The following is a 13,117-nucleotide window of genomic DNA, read 5'->3' as shown; positions in this document are numbered from 1 at the left end:
ATAAATGCGTATCTCATCTGTTAATCTTGATATACATAAAGCTGTAACACACCGTTTTTATCATAAACAGCTACGCGATATTTAAAATTTTCTTTCGCTAGTTTGGACATTGTTTGAGAAAAGTTTACCAGTCCAGTCTCATCTGCACTTGCTTGTTGTTGATTCCATACTGTCCAAGAGCCATCGCTTCCATCTGCGCTTCTTTCAAAGTCTAGTTGGTAACTTTCGCCAGCTGGACGATTCATGGAAAATGTCATATCATAAGTTGCATTTTGAGGCGCAAGAATTTCTTCTATTTTGCTTGACATGTTAGTGTTTTTGACAGTTTCTTCTTCACCAATAGCTTCTTGCTCTGAGTTTGCTTTTACTTCTGTTTCACTAGCTTCTTCTGTTTGAAACGGTGTTAAAGAAATCGTGAAGTTGGCATCTTTGTCATAAGCAACTTCTTTTTTCACGGGATACTCAAACGTCTTGCTTTCTTTCGTTTCGTTGTTTGTCGTTTCAAGAATTAGTTTGGCCTCTAAATTGACTGAATCGTCCGTGATAACTGGAACAATCCGAATGTTGCCTTTTTCTTGATTGACAATTTGATAATCCACTTCGCTATTGTCTGCTTCATCTGTTAGCTCCACTTTTGCATTCTGAAGCGTATAATCAGCCGAACTCCAGTCATATTGAACTTGTAGTAGTTTATCCGAAGTTTGACTTGCTCGTAAGCTTTTCAAAACAGTTGCTTGCATGGTGTAATATTTTTCTGAGCAGTTTAGTTCGATTGTTTCACCATTTTTCATTTCGATCACTGTTTGGAATTGGTAGGCAGTGCTTGGATTCAGTCCTGTAACATTAAGGAGCTCCCCTCCGCCGCCACTTACAAGGTTTGTACTAGCATCCATATAAAATGAATCGCCATCTACTTTTGTTACTTTGATTCTCGTGCGTTTAACACCGTTGATTTGGGCATCTAATGCTACATTGACTTTCATCGTTGTGCTAGTCACACTTTGCATTTGGTAAATAGCCGAAACCGTTTGTGTCGTGAAAGAATCACTCTGCATTTTGACTTCTTGAATACCTTTATCTGTTCCTAAATCGTATTGATAAGTGAATTCAAGATGATATTTTCCGTTTGGTGAAAGATCAGTTAATGTCGCTTCTGTATCCACAGCGGAAACATATTGTGTGTTTATTGTTTTGCCAGTACTTTCATCTACTGCACTAATTTTTGTCACACCGATTAAAGTGTTATTTGGATCAGCGTAAGTGTAGCTAACCTTGGCACTAGTAACCCCAGGAGCAATATAACCGATTCGTAGTGTTGGGATGTTTCGTTCTAACTTCTTATTCAACTCATCAATTTTTTTCAGAACTTCATCATAATTGTCAATTTCATCCAAATTGCCACCACTACCATTGCTACCTCCGTTCGTATTACCATTGGAATTACCTTTAGAACCTCCAGCCGAACTTCCATTAGAATCATTGTTGGCGTTCCCGTTCGAATTACTTGTTCCGTTACTGTCATTATTATTAGAACCATTTCCAGCTTTTAATGTGCTACCATATTTTTTAGTAGCATTTAAATCACTGCTAGCCATCTCAGTTGACTTGTTATTCGTATCCCCTGTTTTATTATCTTTTGCAGCTATTTTTTTAGCAGTTTCTTTTGCTTTTTCTTCCTCTTCTTTGACCACTGTTTTTTCATTATCTGTTCCACCAAAACTAGCAAGATCAATTTTGCGTTTGTCGATTGTATAGGTTTCGTTACTAGCATCTAAAACTGTTTTTCCATTGACTTTTAAGGTCATATGGCCCAAATAGCGACTTTTCTTTTTATTTTCATAAATAGTCACACTACCTGTTTTATCAATCAGAAGAAGTGGTTTCGAAACTTCTTTAATTTTTTCACCACCAAGATAAAGTGTTGCATTTGCATTTAAAAAGTATTGTCGATTTGCTAGTTTAACAACACTATTCTCCGCAATTGTCGAATTTTTATATTGATATGCAGAGTTGTTTGGCTCGTATATTTCACGACCTTTTAGCTTGCTACTTACACCATCAATATCAATTACTGGCACGCTTTTGGTAAACATGAGTGAATCTTTATCCAGATAGAGAATGGTACTTTCCATAATTTCATTTCGGGTATCATCTTTATCATTTTTGGCAATCAATTGATTCTCATTCCAACTACGATAAAGCGTATTCCCCTTCTGAAATTGCAATGTTTCCTGTTCGTTAGTTAGAACCACACCATCATCAGGGAGGGAGACAAGATTATATCTTGCCTCCTTAAAGGAACCCCATAAGACAACAGCAATAATTATTAGCGGAACAACTGCAACGATTATGCCTATTTTCCATGTAGGTTTCATTTACTTCCCTCCAGTTCGATAAGTCCAAAAGTTTTCCCTGATTCTGTTTCTTTTACAGTTACTTCAGAGTCATGGTAGTCTGCTTCAATCTTGACTCCAGTATCTAAATCTTCTTTTTGGATATTGTATGTTTCTGTAAAGTCTTTACCGAACCACGATTGGACGGTTTGCCATGCGGATAATTCTTTCGGTTCAACCGTAATAGTCATTTTCGTGTTAGCATCGGCTGTGTTGTTGCTCATTAACGTAAAGCTGTCTTTCGAAATATTGGCTTTTAGGTTATTCTCTTCATTATTACCTTGATAAAGCGCAATAGGTTGATTCTCTTGATCAAGAACAGTTAACGTATAGTTACTCGTTGGCTCCATGGATAGTGAAACAGTGTCAGAAGCGTCTTTTGCAGCAACCTTTTCTGTATCAATCACTTTGCCAGTTTCATCTTTTAATTCGTAAGTGTAGTTTCCTTCAGCGCTAGTGTCTTCTTTCGCAGTTGCGAGTTCAACATCTAGAGTATCACTAGTAGCCCGAACACTCTTGAATGCTTTTAGTAATGACGAAATATCTTCTTGTAAAGTAATAAAGTTAGATGTTTTTTCATACGTTTTAATTTCATTCGTTGGTGTTTTATAAGTGACAATCATTTTCCCTAAGAAGCTTTGGTTTTTCTTCTTACCAGCAACACTAAATCCTTCTGAAATTATGGCTGGATAAGCGCTTGGTAAAGTAATATTTTTGGTTTGTACTAGCTCTGTATGCTCATTATTACCACCATAATCCATCAACTCATAAAATTCCATTTTGATATTTTGAATAGTTGTTGATCCTGGCTTCACTTCTTTCGCTTGTAACTTAACGTTTTTAGTTGCTGAATCTAATTGAATAGTTAACGAATTAGAAGTAACGTATTCATCATCGGTAGTGAAGTTGAAGTTTGTATTCCACGCTCTGCTTCCACCACCATCAAGATTATCGTAGCTCGTACTAATTGATAGCGTATAGCCTGTTCCTGGTTCTAAATCGCTAAAGGTATTTATCCAGCTTGCTGTATTTCCACCTGTAAAACTACCTTTTTTCACTTCTGCGTTGGTTGTTGTATTTCTTAGCACATATTGGAATTGTTTATTCGGTCCACCTACTAAAAAGCTTTCTGGATCGTTATAAGAAAACTTCAGTGTCGCTTCTCTTGTGGAAGCATTCTCTAATGTGATTGGTGCGGAAACATTACTTGGTGGTGAAATGTGAATCGCTTTTGCATCACTTAGGAAACTAGGTGCTTTTGCTAGATTTGTTTGCATATAGGCTGCAATCACATACGTTCTACCAGAAATATAATTTTGTCCACCTGAGCCTTTATATAATCCAAATTCAGGTGTCTTTGTTAAATCATTGAATGTAGCTACTGGAATTTTCGTTCCTAACTCTTGCTCAAGTGCTGCTAAATCGGACAAACTAGAAGTAATAGTCGCCGCATCATACATCAGATATTCAATATTTGTTAAAACATTACTTTCATCCACAAAGTTAACCGCTCCTTTAATTGTTCGGTTACCATATGCTGGACTCCACGAATAAGCGGTTGATGTCATGCTTGGCAAGCTTTTCTCCGTTTTAATTGTTTCGATATAATAAACTTTATCTTTTTCACCAGTTCCGTCTAATAAATCATATTTTCCTTCTACTTTGACGATATAAGTTGTGTCTGGTAAAAGGCCAGTCACAGAAATGTCACGCGTTGGTAGTCCATCTACTCGGACTGAACCAGCAAGTGTGGTACCATCCTCTTCATACACCTTTAGATATAGTTCGTTTTTATTATCTTTCTTCACAGTTGTTGCATCTTTGTCTTCACCGATAACATCTAGCTTAACTCGTTTGTCATAAACTCCGATGTTTTCTGCTGAAATGTTTGGTATAGTAAGTTCTTTTGTAGCAAGTGAAGATGTAACTTGTTCTGCTTTTTCTTGCGTAGAATATAAATCTATTTTCGACCCAGCAACTTCATCGTTGACTAGACCTACAGAAAAGTCCACATAACGTCCACTTAGTTCAGGGACATAGCTACCATCTTTTTGGCGGATTAGTTTGAAAGTATCAGCCGTTTCGCTATTACTAATCAAAATACCATTACGATAAGCAAGATATTTATCGGTCCAAATACTCTTAAATGTGACACCAGAGATATTACCATTTTCATCGGTTTCATCTTTGGTTAATGCAAATACATCTGCACTATTGATACTATTCGTTGTTGAAATAACACCATTGGAGGAACTAACAAATGACCCGCCATTTCCAATTGACAGATAATAATTGTCACTTAGATTTTGGTTGTCCATTTTGTTTTCCATATAGTTCATTTTCATATTGAGCGTTAATTGGTACGTATTACCAAACCAAATATTACCAAATGGCAACTCAAGCGTTTGCGCATCAAATTGCTTACTTCCAGATTTCGATACTGCATAATCTGGTTTCGAACTAGATGCATCTTTCAACTCGTAACTAGTTTGCATCACTGTGCTGCTTGCCGTTCCATCAGGCTGTGTTGTGATGACTAGTGAACGACCCGTTGCATCCATCTCAAGACTAGCACCAACTTGTGGAGCAGTTGTATTTAATGCACGTAGCTGTTTCGTCATGAAAGTATCTGTTATTGCCGAACTTCCACTTGAAATAACATAATCACCTATTGTTGTAAGTGTTGTTGCTCCAGTATTTGAAAGTGGTAAAGTGATAGTGTTTTTTCCACTTTGAAGTGACTTAGTACCACCTGTCGAGCTTACGACTTCTAATGTTCCTGGTACAATCGCATCTTCTCCGTCTTTCACATAAACATTCATTTTGACTTCGCTACTTGAGCGACTTAAAATTTCATATTCTACAGTTGGTTTTTCTTTTTTGATTGGAATTGTTTCAGAACTAATCTCAATATGATGATCTTCGTAGTTATCATTCCAAACAACATCCGCTTTAATCGTGTAGTCATAACCACGACCAAGTAGTTTGTTCGTCAAATCAAAGTAAGCATATTTACCAAAATCAGCAGCCGTTGAAACTTCTTGTTCTACAAGTGGCGTATTTAAGTCATCTGATTTGTAGATACTATAAATGATTGAGCTTGTCGCATTGTATTTATCAACCATTGGTGTATCTGTCGCCTCGATACCTGCTAATCCACCTACTTTCATTTGATCTGCTTGAGAATCGAATAATACTTTATCTGTTACTGGTGCTTCTTTTTTTGTTTTAAAGACAAACTGACCAATAACTGGTACTTTATTCATTCCGCTATCATAACCTTCTTCTACTTTTACGATATATTCTTTATTGATATCAAAGCCTTCAAAGTTATAGCTTTTACCATTAACATTCATCAGGTCATCAAAATCACCTTGAAGAGGAATGGATTTAACAAGTGTATTCGTTTTATTTCCATAAATATTTAACTTAGCCTCATTTAGCTTAACTGCTGCATCAGAAAGTTTCACATTGACTTGTGCTTTGGTCGTTTCTACAGAGCCTAGCGTAAATGTTGCATTAACTTTGGAAACTTCTGTTGTCCGGAAAACACCTGATTGTCCGATAAGTTGGTCCACCATTATTCCCGCTCCATCATCTAAATTGTAAGAAGCAGTCATTACGGCGATATAGTAGGTTTCGCTTTCTAATCCGTCAAATTCTAGTAAATTGGTAATATCAGACTTACTCAAAAGGTCTACAGTAGCAACAGGAGTACCACTATACATTCCCTGTGCATCAGATTTATATAGTTTAAGTGTCGGGTGTGTCAAATTATCATAAAGAAGCGTATTATCTGCATCAAAAACTTCATAGTTGATGGATAATTTATCTTGCTCTGCTTCTTTTAAGGAAAACTGAACAGTTGGTTTTGTCTTTTTACCAACAATGACACTATTCGAAACCGGCGAGGCAAAAGTGAAATCTGACTGGCCATTGTTACCAGAAATATAAGCAACAAACACGTAATTACCGTCACTCATATCAACTGTTCGCCTAACTTTAACTGCTGTATTTTTCTGACTAGCATCTACAACAGAATAAGCATATTCTTTCGCTTTTTTTCCATTCGCTTTGTAATCATCTTCCAAATAAGCAACGTAACGGATACTAGTAATCGCACTATCTTTATCTGCAAGTTTTACTGGCGCGACAACAAATTCACCCCTATCCGTACTATAGGAAAGATTTAAACCATCAATCGTTGGTTTTGCTTTTAATGTGGATGAAATGAAGTACCAGCTTTCGTCAGTTACATCTTTTCCATCAACAACTAGTTTGTCCATTTCAATAATATATTCTTTACTACTACTTAATGAATCAAAATTTACTTCTATTTGGCCATTTTTAGTTAACGCTGCTGCATCGACAGTGACTGTTTTAGAAGTCGTTACATTGCTATTATTTTCTTTGATTCTTAATACAAGTTCATCAATTTGACCATAAAGTTCTGTCGCAGTTATTTTAGCTTTCAAATAGTCTTCGCCACGTTCAGTTACTTCCGGTTTTAATACAACTGGTTTTGCTTCCACTGTTTGACGGAAGAAAATGGTTTCTTGCGTTTTATCACTTGCTGATTTGTAAGTTCCTTGTACGACAATCTGGTAGCTTTCACCATATTTCAAATTATTAAAAGTGAAATTTTGGTTTGTTTTAGTTGACGATAATTTTTCTTTCTTCACAACATTGTTATTGCTGTCATAAAGAAGCGCTTCGAGTGACTCCAGTCTTTTCGATGAGTCGGTAAGTTTCAATTCCGCTGTGGCAGTTTGACCTTTAACAGATAAACTAACATCCACTATTGGTACTTGGAAACTATTCATACCATCTGTTTCATTCAGTTTTTTGATGATTTCATTGGCTTCATTGACATCGCCTTGATTGCCACCCGATTCACCGGGCTCACCATTTGATCCAGATCCGGAGTCATTATTATTGGTATTGGAATCATTTCCGTTTGAACCAGATTTACTTCCATTTGTTCCTGAATTATTTCCACTTGCTCCACCACTAGCATCTTTTGTGCTTGAGCCTTCACTACCACTTGCAGCTTGCTCTTGGTTATTTTTTGCATTAGATGGAGTATCTGATGTGGCACTTTTTTTCTTATCTTGTTCTTTTTCAGAATCATCTGTTGTTGCTTTTTCTGTTTCTTTTGTTGTTTTTAATTTTCGTGCATCTGCATTATCATCAATTTCTACTTTAATTGAACGAATATCTATATCTTGTTCATTTTTTGTTTGACTAGCGAGGATTTCTTTCGTTAATTCAAAATGATAATGGTTGTTTTCCATTTCTATATAAGCATCATCACTAGCTATTTCCTCCAGCGTCTTATCTCCCATTAGCTGAACTTTTTTATTTTCATCAATAGAAACGATAACATTTTTTGGTAACTTTTTATTAAGACCCTTTTTATTTTTTAAATAAGCATTATCTAAAATGATGTATCTACCTTCAGCAAGCTTAACAACGGTTCCTTTTGGAAGTTGTGCTATAGTTTTATCATCATCACTTTTCGCGTTATAAACACTCTTGTTTTCTGTTACAGAAGTTTTTGAAGGTAATTCAATTAAATCTGATGCACTTTTAACTGCAACACTCTTCCCAAGGAATTGGATTCGACCATCTTTCAAAAACAATGTCCTAGCGAGATTAATAGGTTTCATTTCTTTTCCATCACTAATTGTCTTTTCATTATTAATCCAAGTATCATTGTACTCAGCTTCTTTAGAAAAGTTAACATTTCCTCCATCAGGGGTATATGTATAGCCCGCCATTTCAATGGCATAAGCATCGTCTCTCATCAGAAAAAAGGCTGAACCAATTGCGCTGATAGCAAGTAGTGCAACAATGCTTATGACTAAAATATTTTTCTTCAAGTTCTACCTCCACCTTCTTTATGGTTATAATTTTGGCAAAAAAGTAAGTTATTTTGCCATACTTCCGGAATCACTGCGACTTATTTCTATCAAATAGCTATCACTTACTGAGCTTCCTTTTCGAAATAGTCAATTTTCATCTCTCGACTATTCAGCTTCCATGGCGATGATTTAATGTCCAGTACACCTTGATTGTGCAATTCATTTACAACAGAAGAAGTTGTAGGGACTGAACAGTTTGCTAATTTTGCTAGAATATTTATGTGAAGCCAATCTGAAAAAACTGGCATTTTCTTATTAGTCAAATCATTTTCTAGTAAGAAATTAAGTGTAGCAACAATTTTATTTTTGGAAGCTTCTGTTCCAAGTAACTCTTGCCGTTTCAAATCCTGTTCATTCTTTTCCGCAATCTGCAAGAAAAAAACAGACAATATTTGTTCTTTCTCTAATTTCCCGAATACTGTTTCTGCTGAAATAAGGCAAATTTCCGTAGTTTCTAATGCTTTCAACTCAAGTGTATGGCGAGTTGGAAAAACAAAGCTTTTTTGGAAGAAGCAACGTGCGATTCCTTTTTTCTTACCTGCACTTTCTTCAATTAATGTGCCTTTTTTCATCAACAGGATATGATCTCGATCAACTGTAATGCTTTCCCATGCTTTTATCTTTTTAAATACGTGAGAAAAATTACTGAGAAGATATGTGTAAATAATTGCATCTCTCTTCACATAATCATAGAATTCAATATATTTCATTTTTTTATCAGCCCTTCTAAATTTCTGTAATAAATAGCTTTATACCATCCTGCTGTATAACACTCTAGTATCTTACTACCTAACAAGTACTGTCGTAAGTGGTCGATTTAGCAAAAGTTCCGGCTTTTTTTCAAAAGATGTGACAATATAGACATCATTGCTGTTTGAATGAAATGGTTGCTTTGTTAATAATGACTAATTCGCATTTTTATCCTTCACTATAGCAAATGAAATGAAACATAGGAAAGTCCGCTTGGTGACAACGGTTTCATCTTATCTAACATAACTTACAAACTACTATTTCACTTTAAATCAGGATTTTTTTACTCTTTGTATGAACTTTATTTTTTGGTCTCAGCAAATTTCAAGACGGCTTTCCATGCATTTATTCGCGCAAAACTTCCATGTTTATTATTTTACTCTTCCTAGTCTATCTCCATTACCAACCCTTGTCTCTTCTTAATTTCCAGTAGTAAATGGGAAGTATTTTAATCATAAAACTAGACAAATATTTAGAAAATGGATGACACTTACTCTGTGACATTTTTGACATATTTAAAAAAAACGAAGTACGTATGTAAACTTCTTATGTAATGAAACTTTATAGGTTTTTTTGTTATAATTAAGAACGGTTTTCTTTTTGAAAAAATAGAGAAGATAATAAAGGAGGAGGACTATGTGGAAAAAGAATAAATGGCTCATTATAGCGGTTTTGTTACTAATAATTTATGTAGCACCATTATTTATTCTAGGCGGGAATAGTCATGTGAGAATTCATGATAATTTGGATTCCAATGTCACATGGTACAAAATGGTTTTGGATAGCGGGGATTACACAGCTAAGGTAGGAACTGCAAACATAGATCAATTGATGGATGACAGCGTTCCGCGAGATTCATTTGATTCGGAGTTTGTTGGCATTGACTGGCTTTACATACTTTTTAGTACACCGGTTGCGTTTGCAATTAGTCAATTAATTACACGTGTATTTGCTTTTTTAGGATTATTTTTATGGGCAAGAGATTACCTTATCAAGGATAAAAAATATCTTGTTCCTCTTTATTTTGTTTCGCTTGCTTTTGCGCTAACACCGTACTGGCCATCGGGAATGTTAAGTACACTTGGTATGCCGCTTGCGTTATGGGCTTTCCTAAACATTAGAAACCATAAGCGACGAATTTGGAATCTCCTCATTTTGACATTACTCCCCTTTTACTCCAGCTTGATTTTGGGTTTTTGCTTCTTTTTGGTGATGATTGGTTGTATTTGGCTTTATGATTTCTTCAAAAAAAAGCAAGTTAATATCCGTTTTCTACTAAGTATTTTGTACATGGCCCTCATTTATATGATTGTGAATTACCGTTTTATTTACACGATGTTCTTAAACCCTAAACCTGATTCAAGAAGTGAATTTGGCTCGCATCATTTATCAGCGCTCAGCTCCATCAGACTTAGCTTAAAGAACTTTATTAATGGTCATACGCATGATCAATCACTTGCTGGATATGTCATTTTACCAACATTACTACTCGTTTTAATTTTAATCATTATTCGAAAAGAATGGGCGAAAGAAAAATTATTCCTATGGATGTTTGCTTTTACATTATTTTTATCTTTTTGGTATGGTTTTTGGTGGTTTGATGGTTGGAATGTGATTAAAGATCATGTGGAAATAATGCGGACTTTTAACTTTTCCAGATTTCACTTTTTGCAGCCATTTTTATTTTATGGGTTGTTTTCCCTAGCGATTGTCTATTTATTGAAAAAAGGTAATTGGTGGAAAAAATTAGCTTACGTAGCAATTGTCTTACAACTCATTGTCGTTTTTGTTCATAATTCTGAGATTTACTATCGTTATGGGTATGAGACACCTACTATTAATCAGTTTTATGCAACAGAGCAACTGGAAGATATTAAAGAATATATTGGCAAACCGCAATCTAGTTACCGGGTTGGAAGTATTGGTCTACACCCTTCTATTTCACAGCAAAATGGCTTTTACACGGTAGATGGCTACGTCAACTCCTATCCACTGGCTTATAAACGGGCTTTCCGAGAAATAATCGCTGGAGAACTAGATAAAAGTCCTATTTTAGAGGATTATTATGATAATTGGGGAAATCGTTGTTATTTATTTTCTGCAGAGTTAGGTAAAAATTATGATTTTGGAAAAGATTCCAAGAAACATATTAAAAACTTAGATTTTAATGCTGAGGCTTTTAAAGCAGTTGGCGGTGAGTATATCTTGTCCGCAGTGCCAATTGACAATGCTGCTGAACAAGGTTTGAAATTCGAAAAAGCTTTTGACAACAAAGAATCTTACTGGAAGGTTTATTTGTATAAAGTATCACCCTAATTTCAATCGAAAGAAACCGCCAAACAAAATTAATCGTTTGGCGGCTTTTTTATTGTATTATTTTCATTCCGATATTTTCATATGCGCTCAAAATACTTTTATTAACCGATTTTTCGGTGACCATATAATCAAGCGCTGTACTTTTATCAACAAAGAATGTGGAAATTTTTTCTAATTTTTCGCTAGTTACAAGGCTAACTACTTGGGAGCTTTGTTTAATGAGCTGTTTTTTAAGTAATGATTCCTCAAATGATGGAACCGTAATTCCGTAGTTTGAATCTATGGAGGAAATACCTAACAAACATAATTCGACATAAATTTTTTCTACTTCTTGCAAGGTGAATGTTCCTGTACTTACACGAGATTTTTTATTTAATTCCCCTCCTAAAAGATTAATTTGGATATTGGGATGATTACACAAGGCTAAAGCAACAGATGGACTATTTGTAATTACTCGCCCTTTAAAATGAGGTGGAATTTTTTCAGCAAATTTTAAATTACTCGTCCCTCCATCAATAAAAATAACACTTATATTTTCTAATAAAGGGATAGCTAGTTCAGCCAAGTGTTCTTTGATACTAGCATTTTGATCAATTCGTGTTTCAAAATCAATTTTATCGTCAACAATACTAAGCGCTCCACCATGTACGCGTCTAATTAAACCTTGTGCTGATAATTCTTGCATATCTTTTCGAATCGTATCTTCTGTGACGTTTAATTTTTTCGTTAGTTCAGCAACCAAGGCTCGCCCTTCTGATTGGACTTCTTTCAATATATATATGTGACGTTCTTTTTTTAACATGAGTATCCGTCCTTTCTAATCGTTTATAATTGATTTTAATTGAAAATACGTGTAAACTATTAACTATAATTAAATATAGCACAAAAAGCGAAGGAGTGTTAAGTATGAAGTTAGGGATTTTTTCAAAGATATTTGCGGATGAAGATTTAGAGGTAGCCTTCCAGAAAATAAAAGCGTTTGGACTAACTAATGTTCAATTTAATTTTGCCAACCTTGGTCTAGCAAGCTTACCAGATACAATCTCTAAAGAGGACTTAAATAAAATTCAACAAGCAACTGAAAGACAACATGTGAACATTTGCGCAATATCAGCTACATTTAATACATTAGAACTTGATAAAAGTAAGCACCAAGCTAATTTGATTGGATTTGAAACAGTCGTTAAAGCAGCTAAAACACTTCACGTTCCTGTGGTCACTATTTCTACTGGTAGCTTTAACCAAGCAGATTTTTGGAGCCCACATCCAGATAATCATACAGAAAAAGCTTGGAATTATTTAATTTCGACACTTACTCCCATGATTAGTATTGCGGAAAAACATGGCGTTATTATTGCGTTTGAGCCAGAACAAGCAAATGTCATTAGCACAGTTGAAGATGGTATAAAATTGATTAACCATTTTGAATCTGACAATTTACGAATCTTATTTGATGCAGCTAACATAATAAATACTAAAAATGCTGATAATATGTTAGAAACAATTAAAAAATCGATCGATATATCAAAAAAGTTTATTGTCTTGGCTCATTGCAAAGATATTTTAGCAACGACCAAACAAGTCTCATTCGCTCCTGTTGGACAAGGTAACCTTCCTTTAAATGATTATTTAGATTATCTTGCAAAAGTATACAATGGTCCCGTTATCATGCATGGCCTTGAAAAAAATGATATTGAAATCGCTTTAAATTATTTACACAAATAGTCATTTATA

6 protein-coding genes are annotated in these 13,117 nt (G+C 35.0%); 2 read left to right on the top strand and 4 right to left on the bottom strand.

Going from position 1 to position 13,117, the window contains the following annotated elements; genetic code table 11:
* Window positions 1-20: 20 nt before the first annotated feature.
* The 3 genes from CKV67_RS02895 to CKV67_RS02885 form a co-directional block, all read right to left on the bottom strand.
* Complete coding sequence (locus tag CKV67_RS02895) at window positions 21-2,375, bottom strand: hypothetical protein (RefSeq protein ID WP_014092078.1); 2,355 nt, start codon at window positions 2,373-2,375, stop codon at window positions 21-23.
* A complete protein-coding gene (locus tag CKV67_RS02890) occupies window positions 2,372-8,275 on the bottom strand; it encodes a hypothetical protein (protein WP_014092077.1) in 5,904 nt (1,967 codons plus the stop codon). Before CKV67_RS02890 ends, CKV67_RS02895 begins: the two co-directional genes overlap by 4 nt.
* A gap of 104 nt (window positions 8,276-8,379) precedes the next feature.
* Window positions 8,380-9,027 (bottom strand): cyclic nucleotide-binding domain-containing protein, encoded by a 648-nt coding sequence (locus CKV67_RS02885; protein ID WP_014092076.1) that lies wholly within the window; start codon window positions 9,025-9,027, stop codon window positions 8,380-8,382.
* A gap of 676 nt (window positions 9,028-9,703) precedes the next feature.
* Here CKV67_RS02885 and CKV67_RS02880 point away from each other — a divergent pair.
* Complete coding sequence (locus CKV67_RS02880) at window positions 9,704-11,383, top strand: DUF6044 family protein (RefSeq protein WP_014092075.1); 1,680 nt, start codon at window positions 9,704-9,706, stop codon at window positions 11,381-11,383.
* Between the two features lie 49 nt (window positions 11,384-11,432).
* Here CKV67_RS02880 and CKV67_RS02875 read toward each other — a convergent pair whose 3' ends face one another.
* Complete coding sequence (locus tag CKV67_RS02875) at window positions 11,433-12,185, bottom strand: DeoR/GlpR family DNA-binding transcription regulator (protein WP_014092074.1); 753 nt, start codon at window positions 12,183-12,185, stop codon at window positions 11,433-11,435.
* Between the two features lie 104 nt (window positions 12,186-12,289).
* Here CKV67_RS02875 and CKV67_RS02870 point away from each other — a divergent pair, with 104 nt between their 5' ends.
* Window positions 12,290-13,108, top strand: a complete 819-nt coding sequence (locus CKV67_RS02870; RefSeq protein WP_014092073.1) for a sugar phosphate isomerase/epimerase family protein — start codon at window positions 12,290-12,292, stop codon at window positions 13,106-13,108.
* The last annotated feature ends 9 nt before the right edge of the window (window positions 13,109-13,117 follow it).

Source organism: Listeria ivanovii subsp. ivanovii (genome assembly GCF_900187025.1).
In the GTDB taxonomy this organism is placed as follows: Bacteria; Bacillota; Bacilli; order Lactobacillales; family Listeriaceae; genus Listeria; species Listeria ivanovii.
The sequence above is the reverse complement of the archived record's forward strand: the minus strand, read 5'-3'. Positions and strand labels throughout refer to the sequence as shown.